The organism is Nocardia lasii (genome assembly GCF_042658545.1).
GTDB lineage: Bacteria > Actinomycetota > Actinomycetes > Mycobacteriales > Mycobacteriaceae > Nocardia > Nocardia lasii.
Genome location: NZ_JBHSQN010000013.1, coordinates 46,906 through 73,882 on the forward strand (window position 1 = coordinate 46,906; position 26,977 = coordinate 73,882).

The 26,977-nt window shown below is 68.9% G+C and carries 19 protein-coding genes and 1 tRNA gene; 6 read left to right on the forward strand and 14 right to left on the reverse strand.

Translation table 11 applies throughout. The features are described from left to right. Positions 1 to 24 precede the first annotated feature (24 nt). The 6 genes from ACFP3H_RS18600 to ACFP3H_RS18625 form a co-directional block, all read right to left on the reverse strand. The gene (locus ACFP3H_RS18600; RefSeq protein ID WP_378607750.1) at positions 25 to 918 is read right to left on the reverse strand and encodes a metallophosphoesterase family protein; all 894 of its coding nucleotides are present in this window, start codon (positions 916 to 918) and stop codon (positions 25 to 27) included. Further along, positions 915 to 2,603 (reverse strand): ABC transporter permease, encoded by a 1,689-nt coding sequence (locus ACFP3H_RS18605; RefSeq protein WP_378607752.1) that lies wholly within the window; start codon positions 2,601 to 2,603, stop codon positions 915 to 917. Before ACFP3H_RS18605 ends, ACFP3H_RS18600 begins: the two co-directional genes overlap by 4 nt. Then, complete coding sequence (locus ACFP3H_RS18610; protein ID WP_378607754.1) at positions 2,600 to 3,652, reverse strand: extracellular solute-binding protein; 1,053 nt, start codon at positions 3,650 to 3,652, stop codon at positions 2,600 to 2,602. The genes ACFP3H_RS18605 and ACFP3H_RS18610 overlap by 4 nt, the downstream gene beginning before the upstream one ends. A 30-nt stretch (positions 3,653 to 3,682) precedes the next feature. Next, the gene (locus ACFP3H_RS18615) at positions 3,683 to 4,729 is read right to left on the reverse strand and encodes an ABC transporter ATP-binding protein (RefSeq protein WP_378607756.1); all 1,047 of its coding nucleotides are present in this window, start codon (positions 4,727 to 4,729) and stop codon (positions 3,683 to 3,685) included. Positions 4,730 to 4,843: 114 nt separating this feature from the next. Further along, positions 4,844 to 5,923 (reverse strand): hypothetical protein, encoded by a 1,080-nt coding sequence (locus tag ACFP3H_RS18620; RefSeq protein ID WP_378607758.1) that lies wholly within the window; start codon positions 5,921 to 5,923, stop codon positions 4,844 to 4,846. Positions 5,924 to 6,236: 313 nt separating this feature from the next. After that, complete coding sequence (locus tag ACFP3H_RS18625) at positions 6,237 to 6,812, reverse strand: TerD family protein (protein ID WP_378607760.1); 576 nt, start codon at positions 6,810 to 6,812, stop codon at positions 6,237 to 6,239. Positions 6,813 to 7,282: 470 nt separating this feature from the next. On the opposite strand from ACFP3H_RS18625, the gene ACFP3H_RS18630 reads away from it, so the two are divergent. Continuing rightward, a complete protein-coding gene (locus ACFP3H_RS18630; protein WP_378607762.1) occupies positions 7,283 to 8,122 on the forward strand; it encodes a DUF1206 domain-containing protein in 840 nt (279 codons plus the stop codon). A gap of 532 nt (positions 8,123 to 8,654) precedes the next feature. On the opposite strand, the gene ACFP3H_RS18635 is transcribed toward ACFP3H_RS18630, so the two are convergent. Continuing rightward, positions 8,655 to 8,736 (reverse strand) — tRNA-Leu (locus tag ACFP3H_RS18635). 340 nt (positions 8,737 to 9,076) lie between these two features. On the opposite strand from ACFP3H_RS18635, the gene ACFP3H_RS18640 reads away from it, so the two are divergent. Beyond that, entirely contained in the window at positions 9,077 to 18,412 is a 9,336-nt protein-coding gene (locus tag ACFP3H_RS18640; RefSeq protein WP_378607764.1) for a fatty acid synthase subunit beta domain-containing protein, read from the forward strand. A gap of 11 nt (positions 18,413 to 18,423) precedes the next feature. After that, positions 18,424 to 18,873 (forward strand): holo-ACP synthase AcpS, encoded by a 450-nt coding sequence (acpS, locus tag ACFP3H_RS18645; RefSeq protein WP_378607766.1) that lies wholly within the window; start codon positions 18,424 to 18,426, stop codon positions 18,871 to 18,873. An 86-nt stretch (positions 18,874 to 18,959) separates the two neighbouring features. On the opposite strand, the gene ACFP3H_RS18650 is transcribed toward acpS, so the two are convergent. Then, a complete protein-coding gene (locus tag ACFP3H_RS18650; protein WP_378608407.1) occupies positions 18,960 to 19,598 on the reverse strand; it encodes a TetR/AcrR family transcriptional regulator in 639 nt (212 codons plus the stop codon). Positions 19,599 to 19,916: 318 nt separating this feature from the next. Between ACFP3H_RS18650 and ACFP3H_RS18655 the strand changes: the two genes are divergently transcribed. After that, entirely contained in the window at positions 19,917 to 21,119 is a 1,203-nt protein-coding gene (locus ACFP3H_RS18655; protein ID WP_378607768.1) for a hypothetical protein, read from the forward strand. Between the two features lie 40 nt (positions 21,120 to 21,159). Here ACFP3H_RS18655 and ACFP3H_RS18660 read toward each other — a convergent pair whose 3' ends face one another. Further along, the gene (locus ACFP3H_RS18660; RefSeq protein WP_378607770.1) at positions 21,160 to 21,927 is read right to left on the reverse strand and encodes an ABC transporter permease; all 768 of its coding nucleotides are present in this window, start codon (positions 21,925 to 21,927) and stop codon (positions 21,160 to 21,162) included. Next, the gene (locus ACFP3H_RS18665) at positions 21,924 to 22,865 is read right to left on the reverse strand and encodes an ABC transporter ATP-binding protein (RefSeq protein ID WP_378607772.1); all 942 of its coding nucleotides are present in this window, start codon (positions 22,863 to 22,865) and stop codon (positions 21,924 to 21,926) included. The genes ACFP3H_RS18660 and ACFP3H_RS18665 overlap by 4 nt, the downstream gene beginning before the upstream one ends. 111 nt (positions 22,866 to 22,976) lie before the next feature. Between ACFP3H_RS18665 and ACFP3H_RS18670 the strand changes: the two genes are divergently transcribed. After that, positions 22,977 to 23,699: a TetR/AcrR family transcriptional regulator gene (locus ACFP3H_RS18670; RefSeq protein WP_378607774.1), complete on the forward strand. Its 723-nt coding sequence runs from the start codon at positions 22,977 to 22,979 to the stop codon at positions 23,697 to 23,699. Positions 23,700 to 23,781: 82 nt separating this feature from the next. Here the strand turns inward: ACFP3H_RS18670 and ACFP3H_RS18675 are convergent, their stop codons facing one another. The 3 genes from ACFP3H_RS18675 to bcp all read right to left on the reverse strand — a co-directional run bounded on the left by ACFP3H_RS18675 (position 23,782) and on the right by bcp (position 25,815). Then, complete coding sequence (locus ACFP3H_RS18675; protein WP_378607776.1) at positions 23,782 to 24,501, reverse strand: hypothetical protein; 720 nt, start codon at positions 24,499 to 24,501, stop codon at positions 23,782 to 23,784. Between the two features lie 64 nt (positions 24,502 to 24,565). Further along, complete coding sequence (locus tag ACFP3H_RS18680) at positions 24,566 to 25,261, reverse strand: helix-turn-helix domain-containing protein (protein WP_378607778.1); 696 nt, start codon at positions 25,259 to 25,261, stop codon at positions 24,566 to 24,568. A gap of 80 nt (positions 25,262 to 25,341) precedes the next feature. Continuing rightward, the gene (gene bcp, locus ACFP3H_RS18685; protein ID WP_378607780.1) at positions 25,342 to 25,815 is read right to left on the reverse strand and encodes a thioredoxin-dependent thiol peroxidase; all 474 of its coding nucleotides are present in this window, start codon (positions 25,813 to 25,815) and stop codon (positions 25,342 to 25,344) included. Positions 25,816 to 25,889: 74 nt separating this feature from the next. On the opposite strand from bcp, the gene ACFP3H_RS18690 reads away from it, so the two are divergent. Then, the gene (locus ACFP3H_RS18690) at positions 25,890 to 26,123 is read left to right on the forward strand and encodes a DUF3618 domain-containing protein (RefSeq protein ID WP_378607782.1); all 234 of its coding nucleotides are present in this window, start codon (positions 25,890 to 25,892) and stop codon (positions 26,121 to 26,123) included. A 191-nt stretch (positions 26,124 to 26,314) separates the two neighbouring features. Here the strand turns inward: ACFP3H_RS18690 and ACFP3H_RS18695 are convergent, their stop codons facing one another. Further along, positions 26,315 to 26,608: an excalibur calcium-binding domain-containing protein gene (locus ACFP3H_RS18695; RefSeq protein WP_378607784.1), complete on the reverse strand. Its 294-nt coding sequence runs from the start codon at positions 26,606 to 26,608 to the stop codon at positions 26,315 to 26,317. Positions 26,609 to 26,977: the final 369 nt, after the last annotated feature.

The following is a 26,977-nucleotide window of genomic DNA, read 5'->3' on the forward strand; positions in this document are numbered from 1 at the left end:
GCGACCGTTCGCGAGGTCGCTCGGTCACGCCACGGCGAAACCGGGGTAGGAGCGGGCGATCTCGCGGGCGGGGCCCAGCAGTTCCGCGGGGCCCGCGAGGGTCCAGACCACCGGGTGTTCCGGTGCGGCGTAGGCCGCGAACCGCTGTTCGATGTCGGCTTCGGTGTCGGCGGTGAGCAGTTCACGCACCACCGGCGCGGTGTCGATCGCGGTGACGGTGATCGTGTCGCCGCAGCGCAGTTCGAGGAATCCGCGTGGCCCGAGTTCCCGGGGGCGGGCGGGGTGGGTGCTTCCCGGGTAGGCGATGGTGTCACGCACACGCATGCGGTGATGGACGTGGCCGAGTGCCCAATAGTCGTATCCGTGGTCGACGAGCGCCTGCGACGTGGTGGGTGCGCAGGGTCGGCGGCTGTGTTCGCCGGTCAGGCTGGTGTGCAGCATCCCGATATTGATCGAATCGGGCTGCGAGGCAGGGTAATTCACGGCGAGGTCGCGCGATTGGTTCGCCGCGCTGATGGATTGGGCGTGCACGACGGTGCCCAGGTCGGGCCACGAGCAGCTGGCCGGTGCCTCGTCCGGCGCCACCCAGCAGGAGGGCGGCAGCCGAAGACGCGCGGGCAGCGGCGATTCGGCATCGTGATTGCCCCACCCCAGCGCGACGGGGATACCCGCGTCGTGCAGCGCCGTCAGCGCCGACCGCGCGGCCGCCAGCGCGCGCGGTCCGGTTTCGTGCCGATCGAAGAGGTCACCGGCGAGCAGGACGGCGTCGTAGCGTCCGTCGATCAACCGCGTCAGCAGGGCGTCGAAGGCGTCGTAGGCCGCCTGGGTCGCGTCGATGTCCGGGCAGCCCGGGTAGTCGGGCAGCCCGGACAGTCGGGCACCGAGGTGGACATCGGCGACATGTGCCAGACGGATCATCGAACTCGCTTCTCGCTCATCCTGTTTCGCCACCATTCCAGCACCACCAGGATCACCGTGGAGCCGAGCACGCCGATCACGGTCATCGCCATCGCCTCGGCTCGCCGTCCCTGATCGAACTGCGACAGGATCCACGGCGAGAGCAGCTGCATCGAGGACGGTCGCACCATCGACGACGCGACGACCTCCCGCACACCGAGCAGGAACGCCAGCAGCCACCCCGCGACGATGCCGGGCACCAGCAGCGGCACGGTGATCCGCCACAGCGTCTGCCAGGAATTCGCCCCCGCGATCGCGGCCGCCTCGAAGAACTTGTCGTCGATCGAGGCGTAGGCGGCCTTCACGTTCTGCAAGACCAACGGCAGGGTGATCACGACGTAGGCGAGCACGACCATGGCCCTGGTGTTGTACGGGGTCACCGGCAGCTGGGGCGCGTTCCACAGGAAGATGAACCCGATGACCAGCACGATGGTCGGCACCATGTCGGGAGCCACCCCGAGCATGTCGATGCCGCGCCGTGCCCGGCCCGCGCCGCGTCGCCGGGCGATCACCATCGCGCAGATCACGGCGAGCACCGTCGCCACCGTGGCCGCGATCAGCGCCAGCACGACGCTGTTCTGCAACGCCTCGAGACCCCGACCCGGCCGCAGCACCCGCGCGAACCAGTCGAAGGTGAGATTGTCCGGTGTCGGTGGCCGCGATCGCAGAATCGTCATGGCGCCCAGCACGATCGCCACATACGGCACCACCACCGACAGCATCAGCACCACGACCAGCCACAGCCAGCCGATCGCCGTCCACCGGCCGGTGCGGACCCCGGCGCGGCGGGCGATCCGCCCACCGAAGGGCACGTCGCGTCGACTCACCCACTGCTGGAGGCCCCACACCGTGATGCCCATGGTGAGCAGCACGGTCGAAAACGCCGCGGCGCGCGGGAAATTCAACGGGTCGAGGGTCACATCGCCATAGATCTCCGAGACCAGGACGGGAAACCCGATGCGATTTCCCAGGGTGACCGGGGTACCGAATTCGCCTGCGGCGCGGATGAACACGACAAGCGCGCCGAGCGCGAACGTCGGACTCAGCAGGGGCGCGAGCACGAGCCGGAACCGCTGGCTCACCGAGGCGCCCGCCACCGCCGCCATCTCGTCGGTCGAGGCGGGCACCGCGTCGAGTCGGTTGCGCAGCAGCAGGTACAGGAAGGTGAAGATCTCGCACGCCATGATCGCCGCCATGCCGACCGGCGTCTCCACGCCCGCGCGCAGCCAGCCGCCGACCGGCCCGAGCCAGCTTTCGGCCAGGCCGTTGACGCGGGTGAAGTCCAGCCACGCCATGGCGGCGACATAGGGCGGGGTCAGGAACGGCACCATGACCGCGATGTCGATCCACCGATGGCGGCGCATCGGCGTCCACGACATGAGAAACGCCAGCGGCGCGGCCATGACGGTGGCGATGAGTACTACCAGCACACCGAGCAGCACGGTGTTGCCGACGATGCGAAGGTTCTTCGGCTCCGCCAGTTGGCCGAGAGCCGAGGGCGTGCCGTCGTAGCCGATCACGGCACGGATGAGCACCGCGACCAGTGGCGCGGCCACCGCGACGAGCAGGAGCGCGAGCAGCGCGTAGACCCCCGCGCCGGACCGGGATCGAGTCCGCGGTCCGGCGGGGTCGAGCTGGGAGGTCACGGGCGGCTCAGGTACCGCTCGGTGAACTCGTCGAGCACGGACTTACCGTCGGCGGTGACCTGATCCCAGGTGAACGACAACTGCTCGACCTCGGCGAACGAGCGCGTCTGCGCGGCGACCGGCACATCGGTGCGCGCGGGAATCATCTTGTGCCCCGCGGAGATCTGCTGACCCTGCGCGGAGAACATGAAGTCCAGGAAGGCCTTCGCGGCGTCGGGGTTCTTGCTGTCCTTGACGAGGAACACCGGGCGCGGGGTGATGGTGGTTCCCGAGGTGGGGGCGATCACGCGCAGCGGTTCGCCCTTGTCGATGGCGGCGTAGGCGGAGTAGTCGACGCCGCCGAGCACCACCGCGTGCGAACCGGCGGTGACGTCGTCGAGCGCGGGTCCGTTGGCGCCGTGCACCACCATGCCGTTGTCGAACAGCTTGTCGAACAGCTCCCAGGTCTTGTCCTTGCCCCACGCGACGGTCATGGCCGTGATGAGATCGCGGGCGGTCCCGGATTCGCGCGGGTCGGGCATGATGACCTTGTCCTTGTACTCGGGCGCGGTCAGGTCGGCCCAGTCCTTCGGCGTCGCGCTCGAGACCTTGGTGTTCACCACCAGCATCAGCGCCGAACCGTCACGGCCGTGGAAGTTGTCGCCGCTGCCCGCCCAACCGGTCTGGATCGTGTCCGCGCCCTGCGGTCGGTAGGGCAGGGCCCGGCCCGCGGCGGCGTACTTCGCGACCGGCGCCCAGGAGGCCAGGTAGACCAGGTCGGCCTGCGGGTTCTGCCATTCGGCGTCGAGCTTGGCGGTGATCTTGCCGGTCTCACCGCCGAAGACGTTGACCTTCACCCCGGTGGCGGCGTTGAACGCGGCGACCAGGTCGTCGGTGAGGGCCTGCGGGTTGGCCGAGTAGAGGGTCAGCTCCCCGGACAGTCCGCTCGGCGCGGCCCAGGTCGTCGAGGGTTGTGCCGCGGGTGCGGCGTCTTCGACCTTTCCGCAGCCGGCGACCGCGAGCGAGGCGGTCAGCACGGCCGCGGCGAAGGCACGGCGAGACAGGGACATGGTGTTCCTTTCGAAGAGCGGATCGGGAAGTCAGGAGGCCGGGGTGATGACATCCCCGGCGGTGAGCGCGAGCCGCAGCGCGGTGCCGGGCGCGTGGGCGCGCGCGTGCGGCACGACCCATGGCCGGTCCACGCCCGCGACCTCGCAGCGCAGGTGGTAGGCGCCGCCGGTGAAGACCACCGAGCGCACGGTCGCGTCGACGACCAGCGAGTTCGGTGCGCTATCGCGGGGCTTCGCGCCCGCCGAGTCGCGGTTCGTCGCGGTGGGGTCGTCGTCGAGCACGAGCACGCGTTCGGCCCGCACGCCGCCACCGTCGGGCAGGTGATTGAAGATGCCGACGAATTCGGCGACGAAGGCGTCGGCGGGTCGGTGATAGAGATCCTCGGGGCGACCGTGCTGGAGGATGCGACCCGCGCGCATCACCACGATGCGGTCGGACAGACTCATCGCCTCGGCCTGATCGTGCGTCACGAAGACCGTGGTCACGCCGTACTCGGTGGTCAGCGAACGGATTTCGGCGCGCAACTGTTCGCGCAGCGCGGCATCCAGGGCCGAGAGCGGCTCATCCAACAGCAACAATCGTGGCCGCGCGACCAGCGCGCGGGCGATGGCCACCCGCTGCTGCTGACCACCGGAGAGCTGGTGCGGCATCTTCGCCGCCATCGCGGCCAGCTCCACGCGTTCCAGCGCCTCGGTCGTCCGCCGGGCGATCTGCGCCCGCGAGACACCGGTGACCCGCAGCGGGAATCCGACATTGGCGGCGACACTCAGATGCGGCCACAGCGCCAGATCCTGGAAGACCATGCCGAGCCGACGCTGCCGCGGCGGAACGAACACCCCGCGCTCGGCATCGCACACCACATCGTCGGCGACGCGGATCAGCCCCTGCCGCGGCCGATCCAATCCGGCCAGCAACCGCAGCAGCGTCGACTTCCCGCAGCCGGACGGACCGAGAACGGACAGGAACTCACCGGACTCGATCACCAGATCGGTCGGCAGCAGCCCGGTCCCATCGGCGTAGGTGCGACAAAGCCCCTCCACCTCGACCCGAGCACCGATCCGATCCACTGACAGCATGGGCGCAGACGCTAAGCAGCACATCTGAAGCGATGGCGCGTGGCGAGTGAACAGCGGATGACATCTCCGCACGGCCGGGTGGTCGCCGCCGGTTCACTCGCCCGGCCACGCGGCTCAACTGCCGACTTCGGCCTGCCATCGGCTGTAGCCCTCGAGGTACTCCCCGACGGCGCCCGCGCCCGACACCACCGCGTCGATAATGCTGTCCTTGTTGCGCCACAGGTAGCTGATCAACGTCAGCGGGCTCTGCGCGGGCCCGCCGGCGTGCGCGGCCGCGTCGCGACCGGCCTGCCGTTTGGCGGCGACGGCGTGGGAGATATTGATCAGCTCGGCCAGTGTCTCTATCTGCCGCTGCGCCGCGATCCGCGCGGGACTGTCGAGGACCGGCATCGCGGTGAAACTCTTGGTGGGCAGGGTGATCGGCTCGAACGCGGCGAGGCGGGCGTCGGCGACGGCCTGGCGCAGGGTCTCCCGCTGCCAGTAGACGCGCAGCAGCAACGTGGTCGCCGAAGCCTGACCCGCTGGGTCGCGCGCGAGCAGGCGGTTCACGAGCTCGATCTCGGGGTCGAGTCCGGTGGCGGCGGTGACGAGTTCGCGTCGGACCGCACCGGTCCAGTTGTGGCCGTTGTACGCCGGTTCGGTGCTGGTGCTCGGCCGGTAGGCGTCGGTGACCGAACGCAGCAGGACCTGCGAGTCCACGGTGATCTGCTGCGCGCTCAACTGCGCGCGGATCTCGCCGATCCGTTCGACCAGCACGTTTTCGACGGCGGTGAAGTCCTCGTCGTCGGGCAGCGGGAGGGCGCCGGTGTCGAGGTCGAACGCGTCGATCGCGGCGCAACGATCGGTGAGGACCTTGGTCAGGTCGGGATCCTTGATCAGCCGGGCATGACGTGCCAGCAACGACCGGGTCTGGGCGATCCCGTCGCGCAGTCGCGCACGCTGCTCGGTCCACTGCTCGTACTGTTGCGGTCCGAGCGTGCCGTCGTCGGCGGCCGCCCAGCCGAGCAGTGCCACCTCGACGTCGGTCCGAGCCCACAGCGGTGTCGGTGTCACGAGCTCGGCGCGCGTCACGGATTCGATCGACTCACCACTGCGGGCCGCCCGGACTGTGTTCCCGGCGACGAGTCGAACGAAGCCCTCGCGAACCTCGGGGGCCCATGGGTCGATCGTGATGATGGGTGTGAGCGCGGTCATGACTCGAGTCCTCTTCTGCCAGAAGGGTTTTCATGCGCCGGTCGGAGATCGGTAGCCGGTCCCGGCTCATCGAGGGTAACGCGCGGACCGTGCCGCGGAACTCGAATCCGGGAACGATGGCGGCGGGTCTGTTCTGTGAAAAGTGTTGTCGCACAGTAAGTGTCAGTGAGGCGATCGAGGATGCCCCGCACACGCGAGCGCGGTCGTGCACGAATGCACGACCGCGCTCGAGGTGGTGAGAAGTCGCGTGGACAGCGCGACCGCGCCGGTGGTCTACTCCGGACGCACTGAATTCACCGGAACGGGAGGCCGATCAGAGGCTGACGCCGAAATCGCGGGCGATGCCGGCCAGACCGGAGTCGTAGCCCTGACCGGTGGCGCGGAACTTCCACTCGGCGCCGTTGCGGTACAGCTCGCCGAACACCATGGCGGTCTCGGTGGAGGCGTCCTCGGACAGGTCGTAGCGGGCGAGCTCCTCGCCGTTGCTGCGGTCGATCACGCGGATGTAGGCGTTGCGCACCTGGCCGAAGGACTGGCCCCGGCTCGCGCCGTCGTAGATCGAGACCGGGAACACGATGGAATCGATGGTGGCCGGGGTGGCGGCCAGGTCGACATTGATCGTCTCGTCGTCGCCGGCGCCCTCACCGGTGAGGTTGTCACCCGCGTGCGCGATGGCGCCCTCCGGCGACTTCAGATTGTTGAAGTAGACGAAATGCTCGTTCGACACCACCTTCTTGTCGGCGCCGAGCCCGATCGCGCTCGCGTCGAGATCGAAGTCGGTCCCCGTGGTGGTCCGCAGGTCCCAGCCGAGGCCGACCGCCACCGCGGTGAGGTTCGGCGCCGCCTTGGTCAGCGAAACGTTGCCACCCTTGGTCAAACTGACACCCATGCCGATATCTCCTGTCGATCGCCGCGGCACGAAGGATGCCGTCTGCTCGAAACTAGCACGCACAACTGTATGGTTCACCGGAGTTGGCCACGAATTCCCTTGCCGTGCAACCGAATCGGCGCGTCGCGGCGAGCTCGCACGACATGTTTAGAACGGGATCGCATTTCGCGACGAGTGGTCGAGGCCCCTCCACCCCTGAACAGCCAACATAGCGGTGAGACATCGAATCCCGCAATGATCCGATCGAACTCGTGCGGTCGAAGGCCGACGCGTCTCAACGGAACTTCCGCCCGTGCGGCAGGACAGGGTGGCGTGTGTAGGAACGGTCGTTTGGCCGAACGGATCAGGGGCAACCTGCAACAGTCCGGCGCCGGGCTCGAGAACTGGCGTCGAACGGGACTCGCAGGAGAACCTGCGGGTCGACCGTCGCGGACCACGCGGACGGCTCCACCAGATTCAGGGTGATCGCCATGCCTCACAACACCGTCTCGGCCCCGTCCTCCGGCAACGCGACCAGCTCCGTGGCCCGGGTAGCCCAGAACAGCATCTTCGAACGATTCGCCCGCGCCGGCCTGGTCATGAGCGGCATCGTCCACCTGCTCATCGGCTACATCGCCATCCGTCTCGCTCTCGGCGGCGGGGCGGGCTCGGCCGACCAGTCGGGAGCCATGGCGGAACTGGCCGCCAAACCGGGCGGTGTCATCGTCCTCTGGATCGGCACCGCGGCCTTCGCGCTGATGGCATTGTGGCGGCTCGCCGAAGCGGCACTGGGCAGCTCGTCCGAACCCGACGCCGACAGCAAGAAGTCCGAAGCCGTCAACCGCGCCAAGGCCTTCGCCCTCGCACTGGTCTACCTGGGCTTCGCCGTCTCCGCCTTCGGATTCGCCCGCGGCGCAGGCACATCCAGCAGCGAACAGAGCACCGGCATCACCGCCACGATGATGCGATCCACCCTCGGCACCATCACCCTCGTCGCCGCCGGCCTGATCATCATCACGATCGGCGGCTACCACGTCTACAAGGGCGCAACCCAGCACTTCCTCGCCGACTTACAAGGCACCACCAGCGCTCTGGTCCGCCGATTGGGCACGATCGGCTACATCGCGAAAGGGCTGGCCATCGCAGCCATCGGCCTACTGGTGCTCCTCGCGGTGCTCCGCTCCGAACCCGGCGAAGCCACCGGACTCGACGGCGCCTTCAAAACCCTAGGCGCCCAACCCTTCGGAGCCGCCCTACTGATCGCGGCGGGCCTGGGCATCATCACCTACGGCCTCTACAGTTTCGCGATGGCGCGCTACGCGAAGATGTAGCGGACGTGCCAATAATGCGTGGCTCACGGCGAGCGCACAGCATTCGATCTTCTCGAAGCCGCCATCGATATCGGCAGCCACCTTCGCTTCGAGTAGTTGATCTGGAGAAGGCGCGGCCTGCAATGGGACGTTGTAGCGGTCCGCGCAGCCGAGCTCGCCCAACCGGAATGCGGTGATGGTGGCGTCGACAGCCTGAGCGAAATCGTCGGGGTCACCGCGATTGGTGACAGGTCGACATCTGCCGACATTCGCTCCAAGAGCCCGTGCGCCTGAACGGCGTACCCGCCTGCGAGGACGAATCCGAACGGTTCCAGGAGGCTAGGCCGACTCGTGCGACTCGTTCGTGGAGTGGGTCCACGGACTACGCGGCCCGACGTGGGGACAGCGCTGGGAATGTGGTTTCCCACAGCACTCGCACTCGTTGCGGCAGTCACCGGCGCGGCTGTGAATGTCGGTGCCACGCCGCGTTCTTCGCCGTGAGTGCGGTCGGCGCTGTGCCGCCCGAGTGGGCGGGACCGAAGGGGTGAATCTGTGCGCGAGGGGGGACTTGAACCCCCACGTCCGTGGACACCAGAACCTAAATCTGGCGCGTCTGCCAATTTCGCCACTCGCGCTGGATGTGTACGACCGTCCAAACTCTACCGGGCGAAACGCGCTGTGCGAAGCGTTGGGGCGGCGTGGCGTACTCGTGGGTAACACTACCTGGGATTATAACGATTCGGTAAACCTCAAGATGAGGGCCACTCATGTTTCGGGAGACAAGGGGGTGGCTTCACCTGCGGGTTCAAACATGAGGCAGGGTCATGTTTCAGAATATTTTGGTACGGACGTGCCGAAATACTGGCGGGTAGGCGGCGTGGGGGAGCGAAACGTGAGGCTTTCCTCATGATTTTGTGCGAGTGTGGCTTTCAACAGGCCCGATGGCGTCATGCCAGGAGTAGGAAGTCGAGCGTCTTGACGATCAACGAGAGCACCGCAATCGGCACGGAAGCGACCGCGAAGAGCAACGGTCGTGGTGCGGGCAGGGGTGCCCGCGCGGCGCTGTTGGAGCAGTTGCGCAGCGGGGCGGGATACGCGTTGGCGTTCGGTGGCCAGGGTGCGCAGTGGCTGCGCGAGCTCGAGGAGATCGCGCGCGACAGCGCGTTGGAGCCCGAGCTGACGGCGCTGGTCAACGAGGCGGCGGTGCTGCTGGAACCGGTCGCGACGCAGCTGCTGGTGGTGCGGCCCGGCGGATTCGACCCGATGGGCTGGGTGCTCGAGGGCGAGTTGGACGAGCCGGAGGAGCCCTCGTCGGTGCCCGCGGACTCGGTGCTGCGCTCGGCGGCGGTGTCGATGCCGGGCGTGCTGCTCGCGCAGGTGGCCGCGACCAGGGCGCTGCGGTTGCAGGGGCTCGATCCGGTGGAGAACCCGCCGGTGGCGATCATCGGACACTCGCAGGGGTTGTTCGCGGCCGCGGCGGTCGAGGCGGGCGGGTCACGTGACGCGGAGCTGCTGGCCATCGCGCAGCTGGTCGGCGCGGCGGCGGGGCTCGTCGCGCGGCGGCGTGGGCTGATGCCGGTGGGGGAGCGCTCGCCGATGGTGGCGGTGTCGAATGTCGACCCGGAGCAGCTGCGGGCGATCGTGACCGAGGTGGCCGAGGGCGTGGAGCCCGCGCAGGCCGCGGTGGTGTCGATTCGCAACGGGCGCAGGCGAGTTGTGCTCTCGGGCACGCCGGCCCAGATCGATCGGGTGCGCACGCGCTGCGCGCAACTGCACGACGAGCAGACTCGCGAACGCGAGCACAAGATTCGCGGCGGTGCGGTGTTCGCGCCGGTGTTCGAGGACATCTCCGTCGATGTGGCCTTCCATCACCCGGCGCTGGCCGAGACCGTCGAGCTGGTGGCGGGGTGGGCGCGGCAGTGCGAGCTCGACGCCGAGCTCGCCGCCGCCCTGACCCAGCAGGTGCTGGTCGACCCGATCGACTGGGTCGGCACCGTCGACGCGGTGGTCGACGCGGGCACGCGCTGGATCCTCGACCTCGGCCCCGGCGACCTGCTCTCCCGGGTCACCGGTGGTTCGCTCAAGGGCACCGGCGTCGGGGTGATCGCGGCCGCCACGCGGGCGGGGCAGCGCAGCCTGCTCACGCCGGGCGCCGCGCCGGAGCCGTCGACGCCGTGGTCGGCGTTCGCGCCGAAGCCGGTGCGTCTGCCCAACGGTCGCATCGTGGTCGAGACCGCGTTCACCAAGCTCACCGGTCGCTCGCCGATCCTGCTGGCGGGCATGACGCCCACCACCGTCGACGCGAAAATCGTCGCGGCCGCGGCCAACGCGGGGCACTGGGCCGAGTTGGCCGGTGGCGGTCAGGTGACCGAGCAGATCTTCGCCGATCGGATGACCGAGCTGCGGCAGCTGTTGCAGCCGGGTCGCGCGGTGCAGTTCAACTCGCTGTTCCTCGATCCGTACCTGTGGAAGTTGCAGCTCGGCGGCAAGCGGCTCGTGCAGAAGGCACGCGCGGCCGGTGCGCCGATCGACGGCGTGATCGTCACCGCGGGCATCCCGGAACTCGACGAGGCCGTGGCCCTGATCGGGGAGCTGACCGAGGCGGGCATCAGCCACGTCGCGTTCAAGCCGGGCACCGTCGCCCAGATCAAGGCCGTGCTGCGCATCGCCGACGCCGTGCCGGACTACCCGGTGATCATGCACATCGAAGGCGGCAAAGCGGGCGGGCACCACTCCTGGGAAGACCTCGACGACCTGCTGCTGGCCACCTACGCGCAACTGCGCGGGCACACCAACGTGGTGATCTGCGTCGGCGGCGGCATCGGCACCCCCGAACGCGCCACCGACTACCTCACCGGCGCCTGGTCCACCGGCTACGGCTACCCGAGCATGCCGCTGGACGGCGTGCTCGTCGGCACCGCGGCCATGGCCACGCTCGAGGCGACCACCGCCCCCGAGGTCAAGCAGCTGCTCGTCGACACCCCCGGCACCCCCGACTGGGTCGGCGCGGGCACCGCGAGCGGGGGAATGGCTTCCGGGCGCAGCCAATTGGGCGCCGACATCCACGAGATCGACAATGCCGCCTCGCGCACGGGTCGCCTGCTCGACGAGGTCGCCGGGGACGCCGAGGCCGTGGCGAGCCGCCGCGCGGAGATCATCGCCGCGCTCGACGCCACCGCCAAGCCCTACTTCGGCGACGTCGCCACCATGACCTACCAGCAGTGGCTGGAACGCTATGTGTCCCTGGCCGTTTCGAGTGAGGTACCGATCTCGTTCGACTGCGGCAGCGACATCGGCGACGCGATCCGCGACGCCACCCGCTCGGACTGGCTCGACATCAGCTGGCGCGACCGTTTCGCGGAGATGATGCGGCGCACCGAATCCCGACTCAACCCGGCCGACAGCGGCGAGATCGAAACCCTGTTCGCCGACGACGACGCCTTCGAACATCCGGTGCAGGCACTGTGCGCGCTCAAGAAGCAGTACCCGAGCGTCGCCGAGACCGTGCTGCACCCGGCCGACGTGCCGTTCTTCGTCTCGCTGTGCAAGACGCCGGGCAAGCCGGTGAACTTCGTGCCGGTGGTCGATGCCGACGTGCGCCGCTGGTGGCGGTCGGACTCGCTGTGGCAGGCCCACGATCCGCGCTACTCGGCCGATCAGGTGTGCGTGATCCCCGGCACCGTCGCGGTCGCCGGCATCACCCGCGTGAACGAGCCGGTCGGCGAACTGCTCGACCGCTTCGAACAGGACACCGCCTACAGCCTGGTCCGGGCGGGCGTCGTGCCCGAGCCGGTCGACGCGCGACGCACCGCGGGTGTCGTGGCGGGACCGATCGACACCGTGCTCGCCGCCCCCGACGTGCAGTGGGCCGGTCGCACCACCGTCAACCCGGTGCACCGCCTCGGCGAGGTCTCGGAATGGACCGTCGAACAGGGTCGCGCGTTCCACCCGAGCACCGGCGCCACGCTGATCGAAACCGGCGGAATGGAAGCCGAATTCAGCTATGTGGAACTCGCGGTGCCGCTGCGACCGGGCGCCGTCGACGGTGATGTGGTGCGGATCAGGATCACCGTGCCCACGAGCGTGTACTCCGGTGGCGCGCCGGTGATCACCGATACCGACGCCGACAACGCGATGTCGGCGCTGCTCGGGGTGGCGGCGGGCAAGTCGCTGCCCGAGGTGCGGAACCGGGTGGCGCACCTGAATCTGGCGTGGATGCCGGAGCTGGTCGCCGACCACGCCGGTGTCACCGGTTCGGGTCTGCCCGCGACGCTGAGCACCCTCGGACGCACCGCGCCCGACGTGCTGGTCGGCGCCTGCTGGCCCGCGGTGTTCGCGGTGCTCGGCGCGGCGCGCACGCCGGTCGGTGGCTCGGTGATCGAGGGCATGCTGGACCTGGTCCATCTGGATCATCAGATCGAACTGCTCGACGAATTGCCTTCGGAGACCGCCATTCTCGTGGTCCGTGCCGAAGGCGGCGCGGTGGTCGACACCGATATGGGTCGGGTGGTCGAGGTCGAGGTGCAGGTCGGGCTGATCCTCGATCAGGGACTCGACGCGACCCCGCTGGCACGCCTGGTGGAACGCTTCGCCATCCGTGGCCGCAACGGCGCGGGCGAACTCACCGATCCGCCGCGCGCGGCCGGGTCGGTCTCCGACGCGGCCATCGACACCCCCCGTCGCCGTCGTCGCGATGTGAGCATGGCCGCCCCGCGCGCCATGCACGCCTTCGCCGCGGTCTCCGGCGACCACAACCCGATCCACACCTCCGAGGCCGCCGCCAAGCTGGCCGGTCTGGGCAGCCCGATCGTGCACGGCATGTGGCTCTCGGCCGCCGCCCAGCACGCAGTGGTCGCGGTGGATCCCGAAAGTTCCACTCCCGCACGCACTCTCACGGCATGGACCACCCGGTTCCTCGGCATGGTGCGCCCCGGCGCGACCGTGGACGTGCGGGTGGAGCGGATCGCGGTGGACGCCGGCGCCGAGATCGTGGAGGTCTCCTGCCGCGTCGACGGTGACCTGGTCATGACCGCGACCGGGCGCACCGCCGCCCCGAAGACCGTGTACGCCTTCCCGGGACAGGGCATCCAGCGCAAGGGGATGGGCCTGGACGCGCTGACCCGCTCGAAGGCGGCCAAGCGGGTGTGGGAGCGTGCCGACGCGCACACCCGCGACGCCCTCGGTTTCTCGATCCTGGCGGTGGTGCGCGACAACCCCACCTACCTCAAGGCGCGCGGTGTCGAACACCGCCACCCCGACGGCGTGCTGCACCTGACCCAGTTCACCCAGGTCGCCATGGCCACCCTCGGCGTCGCCCAGGTCGCCGAGCTGCGGGAAGCGGGCGCGTTCGTCGAAGGCGCGATGCTGGCCGGGCACTCGGTCGGTGAGTACAACGCCCTCGCCGCCGTGGCCGGGGTGCTGCCGCTGGAAGCCGTGCTCGAGGTGGTGTTCCAGCGCGGTTCGGCCATGCACGAGCTGGTGCCGCGCGATGCCAAGGGCCGCAGCGACTATCGGATGGCCGCCATCCGGCCCTCGCAGATCGGGCTGCCCGATGCCGAGGTGATCGACTTCGTCAACGGCATCGGCGCCGCGACCGGCGAGTTCCTCGAGGTGGTGAACCTGAACCTGCGCGGCTCGCAGTACGCCATCGCAGGCACGGTCGCCGGGCTCGAAGCGCTCGAGACCGAGATCGACCGTCGCCGTGCCGAATTCGGTGGCAAGCGGGCGTTCATCCTGGTGCCCGGCATCGACGTGCCGTTCCACTCCTCGGTGCTGCGCGACGGGGTGCCGGAGTTCCGGCACAAGCTCGAGCAGCTGCTGCCCGGTGAGGTGCACCCGGAAGTCCTTGTCGGACGCTACATTCCGAACCTGGTGCCCCGCCCGTTCTCGCTGGACCGCGCGTTCCTCACCGAGATCGCCGAGCTCGTGCCCTCGGAGCCGCTCGCGGCCGTGCTGGCCGACTTCGACAGCTGGGCCCGGCGTGACGCCGAACTGTGCCGCGTGGTGCTCATCGAGCTGCTGGCCTGGCAGTTCGCCAGCCCGGTGCGCTGGATCGAGACCCAGGACCTGCTGTTCACCGACGCCGCCCACGGTGGCATCGGGGTGGAGCGGTTCGTGGAGGTCGGCCTCGGCGCCACACCGACGGTGGCGAACCTGGCCGCGCAGACGCTGAAACTGCCCGCGTTCGGTGGGGCGAGTGTGGAGGTCGTCAACGTCGAACGTGACGCGGCGGTCGTCTACTCCACCGACACCGATCCGGCCCCGGTCGAGGACATCGACGAGACCCCGGCGGAAGCGCCCCAGGCCGCGGCGGAGGCCCCGGTCGCCGCCCCGGCGGTCGCCACCGGCGGCCCGCGCCCCGACGACATCGCGTTCAGCGCCGCCGACGCCACCCGCGTGCTCATCGCGCTGTGGACCAAGCTGCGCCTGGACCAGATCGGCCCCGTCGACACCATCGAGGGCCTCTGCGACGGCGTCTCTTCGCGCCGCAACCAGCTGCTCGTCGACCTCGGCGCCGAACTGTCGCTGGGTGCCATCGACGGTGCCGCCGACGCCGACATGGGCGCGCTGGCGGCCACCGTCGAGCGCCTGGCCCGCACCTACAAGCCCTTCGGCACCGTGCTCACCGACGCCATCGGCGACCACCTGCGCAAGGTCTTCGGCCCCTCCGGCAAGCGCCCCGCCGCCATCGCGGATCGGGTCAAGAAGGTCTGGGAACTCGGCGACGGCTGGGCCAGCCACGTCACCGCCGAGGTCTCGCTCGGCACCCGCGAGGGCGCGAGCGTGCGCGGCGGCGACCTCGGTGGTCTGGCCGACGGCGCGCTCGCCGACGCGGCCTCGGTCGACGCCGCCATCGACGCGGCCGTGCAGGCGGTCGCGGCTCGGCGCGGTGTCGCGGTCTCCCTGCCCTCGGCGGGTGGCGGCGCCGGCGGCACCGTCGACGCGGCCGCGCTGGGCGAGTTCACCGAGCAGATCACCGGTCGCGACGGCGTGCTCGCCACCACGGCGCGGGTGATCCTCGAACAGCTCGGACTCGGCGACAAGGTCACCGTCCCCGAAACCGCCCCCGACACCCTCGTCGACCTGGTCTCGGCCGAATTGGGTTCGGACTGGCCGCGGTTGGTCGCACCCGCCTTCGACGCGTGCAAGGCCGTGCTCATCGACGACCGGTGGGCCACCGCCCGCGAGGACCTCGCGACGATGTGGCTCGGCGACGACGCCACCACCGCTGGACTGCCCATCACCGGCTATGTCGGTGCGGGGGAAGCCGTTGCGGCGCAGGCGAACTGGTGGCGTCAGCGGGCCATGCGCGAGGCGCGCTCGGTGCTGGCCGGGGTGTACGCGCAGATCGCGAAGGCCGCGCTGGACACCTCCGAGCCGGGGCTGTGGTCCGACGATCTGGCCGTGATCACCGGTGCCAGCAAGGGTTCCATCGCCGCGGCGGTCACCGGCAAACTCCTCGCCGGTGGCGCGACCGTGGTGGTCACCACCTCCGGCCTGGACGACAACCGTCTGCGCTTCTACCGCTCGCTCTACCGCGACAACGCCCGCCACGGCGCGGCGCTGTGGGTGGTCCCGGCCAATATGGCCTCCTACCAGGACCTCGACGCGCTGATCGACTGGATCGGCACCGAACAGGTCGACAACGCGGGCGGCGCCAAGATCAAGGTCAAGGACGCGATGACCCCGACGCTGCTGCTGCCGTTCGCGGCACCGCGCGTCGCCGGTGACCTCGCCGACGCGGGCGCGCGCGCCGAAATGGAAATGCGCGTGCTGCTGTGGTCGGTGGAACGGCTCATCGGCGGGCTGTCGGCTCTCGGCGCCGATCACGACGTGGACGCGAAACTGCATGTGGTGCTGCCGGGTTCGCCCAACCGTGGCCTCTTCGGTGGCGACGGCGCCTACGGCGAGTCCAAGGCCGCGCTCGACGCGGTGGTCGCCAAGTGGAAGGCCGAGAAGTCCTGGGCCGCGCGGGTCACCCTGGTGCACGCGCTGATCGGCTGGGTGCGCGGCACCGGGCTGATGGGACACAACGACCCGATGGTCGAGGCCGTGGAAATGGCGGGCGTGCAGACCTGGTCGACCGCCGAGATGGCCGACGAGCTGCTCAAGTGGTGCACCTCGCGGGCCCGTCAGGTCACCATCACCGGGCCGCAGCAGATCGACCTCACCGGCGGGCTGGCTCGCGCCAAGCTCGACCTGCCCGCGCTCGCCAAGCAGGCGCAGGAGGCCGCGGCGGAGAAGGTCGAGGAAGCGGCCACCGCCGTGACCATCTCGGCCCTGCCCGCCCCGCCGACGCTGAGTTCGGCACTGCCCGTGCCCGATTGGGCGCCGGTCACCGCCGATCTGAGCGAGATGGTCGTCATCGTCGGCGCCGGTGAGCTCGGGCCCTACGGCTCGGCGCGCACCCGCTTCGAGATGGAGGTCGAGGACAAGCTCTCGGCCGCTGGCGTGCTCGAACTGGCCTGGACCACCGGTCTGATCCGCTGGGAGAACGAGCCGAAGCCCGGCTGGTACGACGCCGAAACCGGCGACTTCGTGCCGGAAGCCGAGGTGGCGCTGCGCTATCACGACACCGTCGTCGAACGCTGCGGTGTGCGCCGCTACGAAGACGACGGTGCCATGCTCGACAACGCCGCCCCGCTGCTCACCTCGGTGTTCCTCGACCAGGACCTCACCTTCACGGTCGCGAACGAGGCCGAGGCGCGCGCCTTCCACACCGCCGATCCCGAGCACACAGTGATCCGGCCGGCCGAGGGGTCGGGGGACTGGACCGTCACCCGCAAGGCGGGCACCGAGATCCGGGTGCCGCGCAAGGCGAAGCTCTCGCGCGTGGTCGGCGGGCAGATCCCGACCGGCTGGGACCCCACCATCTGGGGCATCTCCGCCGACATGGCCGCCTCGATCGACCGGGTCGCGCTGTGGAACATCGTCTGCACGGTGGACGCGTTCGTCGGCGCGGGCTTCAGCCCGGACGAGCTGATGAGCTGGGTGCACCCGAGCCTGGTCGCCAACACCCAGGGCACCGGCATGGGCGGCATGTCCTCGATGCGCTCGCTCTACGTCGACAACCTGCTCGGCGAACCGCGCCCCAACGACATCCTCCAGGAGGCCCTGCCCAACGTCGCCCTGGCGCACGTGGTGCAGTCCTACGTGGGCAGTTACGGTGCCATGGTGCACCCGGTCGCGGCCTGTGCCACGGCGGCGGTGTCGGTGGAGGAAGCCGTCGACAAGATCCGCCTGGGCAAGGCCGAGGTCGTGGTCGCCGGCGGGTTCGACGATCTGGGCATCGAGGGCATCGTCGGCTTCGGTGACATGTCGGCCACCGCGGACTCGGCGGCCATGCGCGCCAAGGGAATCAGCGATCGCTACTTCTCCCGCGCCAACGACCGGCGTCGCGGCGGGTTCGTCGAATCGCAGGGTGGCGGCACGGTGCTGCTGGCCCGTGGTGATGTGGCCGTGGAGATGGGGCTGCCGGTGCTCGGCGTGCTCGCCTTCGCCCAGTCCTTCGCCGACGGCGTGCACACCTCCATCCCCGCACCGGGCCTCGGCGCGCTGGGCGCCGGACGTGGCGGCAGCGGTTCGCGCCTGGCGGCCGAACTGCGCAAGCTCGGGGTGAGCCCCGACGACATCGCGGTGATCTCCAAGCACGACACCTCCACCGCCGCCAACGACCCCAACGAGTCGGAACTGCACGAACGGCTCGCGAGCGCGCTGGGTCGCAGCGCGGGCGCGCCGCTGTTCGTGGTCTCGCAGAAGAGCCTGACCGGACACGCGAAGGGCGGCGCGGCGGCCTTCCAGCTCATCGGCCTGTGCCAGGTGCTGGAAAACGGTGTGGTGCCGCCGAATCGGAGCCTGGACTGCGTCGACGAGAAGATGGCCGCCTACCCGCACCTGGTGTGGGCGCGCGAACCGCTGCGCTTCGGCGAGAAGTTCGCGCTCAAGGCGGGTCTGGTGACCTCGCTCGGCTTCGGGCACGTGTCCGGGCTGCTCGCGGTGGTGCATCCGCAGGCGTTCCTGGCCGCGATCGAACCGGCCGCGCGCGCGGAGTACCAAGAGCGGGCCCAGGCGCGTCAGCTCGCCGGACGGCAGCGGTTCGCCGAGGCCATGTGCGGCGGGAACGCCCTGTACGAGAAGCCGGCCGATCGTCGCCTCGGCGCCGAGGGCACCCCGGCCAAGCAGATCCGCCAGCTCGAAGCCGACATGCTGCTCTCGCCGCAGGCCCGCCTCGACAGCGACGGCGTCTACAGCGCGAGCGGATGGGGTTGCGGCACCGGGCAAATCGCCCCGCAGCCGACCGAAGCGTCGTAGGCTGCCGCTTCGTGACGATTCTCGGTATCGGCCTGGACCTGGTGACCATCTCCGAGTTCGCCGAACAGCTGAAACGGCCCGGGTCGGCCATGCTCAGGGAGACGTTCACCGCCGGTGAACGGCGCTACTGCCAGAGCAAACAGACCGACCCGGCCCGCAGCTTCGCCGCACGCTGGGCCGCGAAGGAGGCGGTGCTCAAAGCCTGGGCATCGTCTCGCTTCGCGCGCAGTCCCCAGATCGGCGACAACCCGTACCCGCTGATCGAGGTCGTCAACGACGCCTGGGGCAGACCGAGCATCAAACTGCACGGTCTGGCCGCGGAATTCCTGCCCCGCGTGCGGGTGCACCTGTCACTGACCCACGACGGGGACACCGCCGCGGCGATGGTGGTACTGGAGGATCCGGGCGAACTCGCCGACTTGATCGAAGGACGTGTGGGAAACAACCCACGCGACAACTGATTTCGCAGGAACATGGGTAACTCGTCGGGGACATCCAAGACTTGGCGAGTACCTGACCGCATGCCCGAGTGCAACGGAGTGCGCTCTCAGTCGTCGGCAGAATCCGCGGGGTGGCGGGACTGCCGGGATTCCTTCTCGGCGACTAGCAGGTACGCGACCATCAGGCGCTTGAGTTCGGCGACGGCGTCGGTGTTGGACTGGTCTTCCTGCACCGAGAAGTTCAGCATCGAATACACCACGTGCACCAGCACTTCGGCCATCATCGTGCGCCGGGCCGGCGGCGTGCGCGGAGTGAGCGGGCGCAGCATCTGCGAGACGACCGCGGCGAATTCCTTCTCGTGCAGCGCGCCCGTGGCCCGCGTCGACGGGGTGGACTGCATGGCCAGCCACACCTCGCGCCGGGACGGGTCGGTGGTCCACAGATTCGCCATGTGGTCGACGAACTGGTTCATGTGCCGCAACCAGTCCAGCGAGGGCACCTCGCCGTGGAAATCGGCCAGCTCGCGCGACACCGCGACCAGATCCTGGCGATTGAGCTCGCACACGATCACGTACTTGTTGGCGAAGAACTGATACAGCGTGCCGATCGGCACCTCGGCGCGCTGGGCGACTTCCTCGCAGGTGAACGACTCGAAACCGACCTCGGTGAGCAGCTCGCGGGAGGAGGCGAGCAGCGCGTCGAACTTGCGCTTGCTGCGCTCCTGGGTGGGCCGCTTGCGCGGCATGAGTTCCTGCGGATCGTCCTGCAATTCCAGCGCAGGGTCCGGACGGCTCTGCGGTGACCGGGCCTGCGCGTGTACTTCCACCCATCCAGGCTAGCGGTATCGGCACATCCGCGACACGCCTCTACCGACAGCGTGTCAATAACTCGGCCCGGTTCCCACCCATCCACCCGCTGACCCGTGACGAATCATCAGATAAGTGCGCCTCTATTCGCATGCTCATTCGCGGCTATCGAGCTCGCGTCGCACCAGACCTACCGCGAAGTGACGGACCCACGCGGTCCCGTCCCGCATCGTTTCGCACAGGGGAAGGGCAAGACTGTGGCAGCAGGATCTGTGGTAACCCTCGGCGTCAGCACCGAGCGGGGGGCCGTGCACGCGGTGGCGTTCACGGAATCGGGCGCGTCCGTGTCGGACCGGATGTTGCTGCGGCGCACCGTCCGTGCCGGGGGTGACGGCAAGGCCGAGGTCGCGGCGGCGGTGCACACCGCGCTCGACGCCATCGCGGCCGAACTCGACGACGAGCACGAGATCGCCGGTGTCGCGGTGAGTTACCGCGACGCGGTCGAGCGGCGCGCGATCGTCACCCGGCTCGCGACCACCGAATGGCACGGCGCCTCACTGGTTTCGGCGAAATCGGCGCACCTGTTCGTCGCGGGGGCGATGACCTGGCTCGACGAATTCGACAACCTGCTCGTCTACGAGGCCGTGCCCGGCTACCAGGCGATGACGCTGGTCGACGCCGGTCGCCACCGCGTGCTCGCCGCCTCCGCGCAGACCGGCGCGCCCACCCCCGAAGCCCTGCGCAACGGGGTCGCGGCGGCGTGGGACCAGTTCGACGCGGCATCGGTGAGTCCCGACGCGGTCGTGGTCATCGGGTCGTCCTCGGACGCGCCCGCGGTGCGCGACGCCGCCGCCGAATTCGGGGTGCCGGTGCTGCCGTGTCGGCTCGCGCCGTTCGCGCCCGCCGCCGGGGCCGCGCTGGTCGCGCTCGGTGACACCGTGCCGGTCGCGGTGCCGATCGGCACGCGGTCGCGCAGCCGGACCGCGATGGTGGCCGCGGCGGCGAGCGTGTTGGCGGGCGGGCTCGTGGCCGGTGGGTCCTACGCGATGATGAACGACAGCGCGCCCGTGGTCGACAACACGGCGGTGTCCGAACCCGGCGACGCGTCGGCCCCGGTCGTTCCGCAGGTTCCGCCACCGCCGCAGCCGCACGAGGTCGCCGAGAGCGCGCCGGTGGAGGTGGAGGAGACCGGCGTCGAGGTCGCGCCGACGACCGCGTCCCCGTACACGCACGTCTCGCCCAATCCGCAGCTGGCCGACCCGGCCGAATTCCCCCTCACCTATCCGACGCCGCTCTACGACGAGCAGCAGCCGCCGGTGGAAGAGGAGCCGCTGCCCCTCGAACCCGCCGCGCCGGTCTTCCCGCAGCTGCCCGCGATGTTGCCGACACTGCCGGGCACCGGCGTTCCGCTCGGCATGGATCCGGCGCCGGAAGCACCGCCGGTCGACAGCGCCAACTGACATCCACCGAAGGGGGCGGCGATGCCCCCTTCGGCGCTGGTCAGACGCTGGTGCGTCGCCGGAACAGCACGCCCGCCGCCGCGTACCCGGCCAGCGCGATGCCCGCGCACCACAGCACCGCGAGGACGCCGCTGTCGCCGATCGGGGTGCCCATCAGCAGGCCGCGCATGGTCTCGATCACCGGGGTCACCGGCTGGTTCTCGGCGAACCAGTGCAGCCAGGTCGGCATCGACGAGGTCGGCACGAACGCCGAACTCACATACGGCAGGAACATGAACACGAACGTGAAACCGTTGGCCGCCTCCGGGTTTCGCGCGAGCAGGCCCAGCGCGGCCGACAGCCACGACAGCGCGAACACGAACATCGCCAGCACCCCGAACACCCCGAGCCAGCGCAGCGGATCGGTGGTCGGACGGAAACCGAGCAGCACCGCCACCCCGAGCACGATCGCCGAGGTGATCAGATTGCGCAGCACGCTCTCGGCGACATGCCCGGTGAGCACCGCCGAACGGGCGATGGCCATGGTGCGGAAGCGGTCGATGATGCCCTCGGCCAGATCCGTGGACAGCGCCACCGCGGTGGTCGAGGCGCCGAAACCCGCGCACAGCAGGATGATTCCGGGCACCACGTAGTCGATGTAGGCCCCCGCGCCCACCTCCATGGCGCCGCCGAACACGTAGACGAACATCAGCAGGATCATCACCGGCAGGGCGATCGTCATGATCATCGTGTCGGGGCTGCGCAGGGTGTGACGGATATTGCGATCCAGCATGGTGGCCGAATCCTGCAGTGTGCGTGTGGCATTCATGCCGCTACCTCGGTTCGTTCGGTGAGGGCGAAGAAGACGTCGTCCAGATCGGGGGTGTGCACGGTGAGCTGTTCGATCGCGATGTCGAGCTCGGCGCACCGGTCGAGGAGGCGTTTGATCTCCCCGGCGCTGCCGTCGGAGGGAACCTGCAGGGTCAGCTGCTCGCGGTCGGCGCGGCCGGTGATCGCGCGGGCGGCGGTGTCGAGCAGGTCGCGATCGGCGAAGCGGAACTGGATGTGCCCGCCCGGAACCAGGCGTTTGAGTTCGGCGGGGGTGCCGTCGGCGACGATGCGACCGTCGTCGATCACGGCGATCCGGTCGGCGAGCTGATCGGCTTCCTCGAGGTACTGGGTGGTGAGGAAGATGGTGGTGCCCTCGGCGGCCAGTTCGCGGATGGCCGACCACAGATCGCGGCGACTGCGCGGGTCCAGGCCGGTGGTCGGCTCGTCGAGGAAGACGATGCGCGGCTTGCCCATCAGGCTCATCGCCAGGTCGAGTCGACGGCGCATGCCGCCGGAGTAGGCGTCGACCGGCTTGTCGGCCGCCTCGACCAGGTCGAACCGTTCGAGCAGTTCGGCGCCGCGGCGGCGGGTCTCCTCGCGGCCCAGGTGTAGCAGTCGGCCGGTCAGGCGCAGGTTCTCGGCGCCGGTGAGCACGCCGTCGACGGCGGCGTTCTGGCCGGTCACGCCGATCAGGCGGCGGACGGTGTCGGCGTCGCGGAGCAGGTCGTGGTCGAAGACGCCGACCGCGCCGCTGTCGGGGCGGATCAGCGTGGCCAGGATGCGGACCAGGGTGGTTTTGCCTGCGCCGTTGGGGCCGAGCAGGGCGAAAATGGTGCCCGCGGCGATGTCGAGATCGAGGTCGTCGAGCACCACGTGTCGGCCGAAAGCCTTGTGCACGTGGCGGATCGAGAGGGCGGGTACGCGTTCGGGTGGCATGGGTTCGCTCCGATCGAGAAACTGTTTATGCGATATACACTGTTTATAGGTTAAACAGTTCTTGGGCGCAAGGGGTGACAGCGATACAGTCGAGGTGAGCGGAGGAGGCAGATGACGACGTCCGGCGACACGGCGTTACCGAAATCGGTCGAGCTGATGTGGGGCCTGGGGCAACCCGGCGGGCGCGGGCCCAAACGCGCCCTCACCCTCGACCAGATCCTCGACGCCGCCACCGAGGTGGCCGAGGCGGAGGGGTTCGCGGCGCTGTCGATGAGCCGGGTCGCGCGCCAACTCGGGTTCACCGCGATGTCGCTGTACCGCTACGTCGACAGCAAGGACACGCTGATCGACCTGCTGATGGATCGGGTGGTCGGGCCGCCGCCCGAGATCGCGCCCGGAACGCCGTGGCGGGTCGGACTCGAACAGTGGGCGTCCGCCGAGTTCGCGCGGCTCGGCCGTCACCTGTGGTGGCTGGACATCCCGATGAGCCGCGCGCCGATGGGCCCGAACAATATGGCGTGGCTGGAAACCGCGCTACAGGTCCTGGCCGAGGTGGACGTGCCCGACCCGGTCAAGTTCCAGCTGGTGATGAACGTGTCGATGTTCGTGGTGGGCAAACGGCGGTTCCTACGCGACCTACAGGAGGACGAGGGCGACTTCGTCTCGGTGATGACCCGGGTACTCGACCCGCAGCGCTTCCCCGCGGTCACGGCCGCCCTGTCCGCCTCGGCCTTCGACGATGACGACATCGACTGGGAGCAGGCCGATTTCGTCTTCGGCCTGGCCCGTCTCCTCGATGGTTACGAGGTCTTCATCGCCGGTTTCGACGACTAGACCGACAGCTCGCGGCGCAGCTTCGCCACATGCCCGGTGGCGCGGACGTTGTACTGGGCGCCGCGTTGCCCAACCTCTGCATTCACTTCTCGCCGAGCCGCCGCACGGGTGGCTGTGTGTTCGGGATCCGGACCGCCGAGATGAGGGCATCACGGGCCCGCCGGCGAAATTCGGCAGGCACGGCCAACCAAGATCTGTGCAAGGGATCTTGTAACTGACCTGCGAGGATTTGGACTCGCTTGGAATCGTTGCCCGACATCTCGCGGGCATACGCGCGTGGATCGGAGATCGCGCAGGCCAGCAAGGCCGCATCATCGAGATGACGATCGCGATCGCATGAATCCTCCTGGTAAGCAGCACCTTTGAGTATCAGTGCGCCGAGAACGTTGGGCACACTCACGGTGATGGTGTTGCCCTCGGACATTTCGATGTCACAGTTCACGGTTTTGCGGAGTGCCGAGGTTCCGGCCGGGATACGGAATACTTCGCGTCCAGCGACGGTTGGGCGATGGCGCGGGGCCAGATGATCGGCGATCATGACATCGATGTGCTGAGAACCGCGTTCGAATCGGTGTACAGGTGCGTTCCGGTTGGCCGGGAGACGAAGCTCGTAGCCCACTGATTCCAGGGCGCGCCGGGCCTGCCCGAATGTTGTCGCACCGGTCTCGATATGCAGAACCATGTCGATATCGATGGTTGCTCTGTGGATCGGCAGGCTGGCGTGTGCGGCGTGGATCTGGATCATCAGACCGCCGACCAACGTCCACAGATCGCCGGGGAATATCGAGACAAGTTCGGTCACCTGTGGCCAAGGTGGGCCCCAACCACCTACCGGGGCGGGTATGCGCCAGCGGGCGCGGCCGGAGCTATCGCTCATGGTGGCGCATCTTCTCGAGCAGTTCGGTGAGTTCGTTATGGCCGGCCCGACTCTCGCGGGTGTCGAGAGATTCGGTCAAATCTACGGCGATTGCTGCCCAGGGGGTGCTACCGCCGAAGAATGCGTCCTCGAATGCCGTAGTGCGAAGGACTATCTCACCCGCCGGGTCGAGGGTGAGGTGGAAGTGGCCGACCAGAGTTTCCAGCTCAGAGGTTGGGATATACCCCTCGACCCCTCCTGCCTCGGAAGTCAGATCGAACCGCTTCCAGAGGGGATGTTGTGTCGCGGATGATCCGGTCACCACGATGTAGTTCGGCAGGTCGTGCACCGCATCGGAGTCGCCGCGGAAGTGATACACGTCAGCCCTGTTGGAGCTCAGATGTGCGAGCTCTTCCGCGTCCATTCTGCGGAGCCGATGGGTGAGCCGGGTGCGTTCGGCAGCAGACATCCACCCGGGATCGGAGCCGGAAAGTAACGTCAGCGCGCCCCACGCCACGCGCTGAGTCCATATCCGCCCAGGATTTCTGCGCTGCCGAACGAGTCGGTGCACCGAGCCGGCGTCGATCAGCAGGGTGCGTCCAACTCGTCTGGCTACGTCGATCCGGCCGGCGGATGCCATGCGGGCAACCTGCCGGGGTGAGATGCCCAGTATCTCGGCCGCTTGCGAGGTCGTCATCTCGCTCATACACATATGGTCTCTCAAAAGACTATATGTGTAAATAGGCAATGATCAGAGGCGTATTGTTCGGCTCGATCGGCTGCCTTCTAGACCGACAGCTCGCGGCGCAGCTTCGCCACGTGCCCGGTGGCGCGGACGTTGTACTGGGCGAGTTCGATCTTGCCCTGTTCGTCGACCAGGAACGTCGAGCGGATCACGCCGGTGACGGTCTTGCCGTACATCATCTTCTCGCCGAAGGCGCCCCATGCTGTGAGCACGTCACGCTCGGGATCCGACAGCAGCGGGAAGGTCAGGTTCTCGGCGTCGCGGAACTTGGCCAGCTTGGCGGGCTTGTCCGGCGAGATCCCGACGACGTCGAGGCCCGCGCCGCCGAGCTCGGCCAGACTGTCCCGGAAATCGCAGGCCTGCTTGGTGCAGCCCGGGGTGCTCGCGGCCGGGTAGAAGTAGACGATCACCTTGCGTCCGAGGTAGTCCGACAGCGAAACGTCCTTGCCGTCGGCGTCGGGCAGCGTGAATGCGGGGGCGGTGTCGCCGGGGGAGAGGCGATGGTTGTCGGTCACCACCGCACGGTAACCGACCGGGTCCGCCGGGCGCATGGATAGACTCGTGGCGAGCAGCAGACATATACCTGGAGGTGACGGTGGCCAAGGACGACACCGACCGGATCGAACGCGAGATCGAGATCGCGCGCACCCGGTTGGCGACCACGCTCGACGAACTGGCGGTGCGCGCCGATCCGCAACGGATCGCGGACGACACCAAGAACATGGTGGTCGCCAAGTTGAACGAGCCGAAGGTCAAATACACACTGATCGGAGCAGGCGTCCTCGTAGCGGGCGTGGTCCTGATCAAGCTCTTCCGCCACTGATCGACAAGCGGCACAAACAGAAAACACCCGATGCGACAGCTCGCATCGGGTGTTTTCGCGTGTAGCGCACCATCACCGGGTTTTCGGCCGCCTCGAATCCGAGGGGCGAGACGTAACGGCGAAGCCGGAGTATCGCCCCTCGGATCCGAGGCCCAAGGGGCCGACAAACCCCGCGGCGCCAGCCGCCAAAACTACTGCGTAGGGCAGGCCAGGCCGTCGCCGTCGGGGTCGAGGTGGGGGCTGTAGCCCGACTCGCCGCGGAACAGCGGCGCCCGGCCGGCGGCCTTGGCTTCTTCGCAGTCGCGGAACGCACCACCGGCGGACCCGGTCTGGGCCAGGCTCGCCGAGCCCGTCATGGCGAGGATGGAGTCGAAGCTGGACGAGCCCGTGCCCGCCGAACCCGAGTTGGCGTGGGCGACGGCGGGAGCGGCGATCAGGGCGAGCCCTACGGCGGCAAGGCTGACGGTGAGCCGACGAACGTTCATTAATTCCTCGATGTCTGCTGCGGTTCGATGTGGGGGCGGCCACGAAGGCCGCCAGGCCCCGTCCACCTTGGTGAGACACCGACCGATTGTCAACCGGACGCGAATCGCGAATTGCCGTGAGTCACGGTCGGTTATTCGCCCCGTCCCGCGATCCGCCTGCCTCGGTGTCGTGCACACACGTCACGGCGGAAACAGCCTCGGCATTGACCACGCGTCTTTCGGGAGCGCTGTTCCTCCCGAAACGGCCGACCGGAAAGCGCGGCGGCCCGACCGCCGCGATTCCGCAGCACGGGCCGCCACGAGAGGACAGGCTCCCGGGCGGGAGGCCACTGGCCCTGCCTATCGGATCGATACCGACTGACGAAGGTT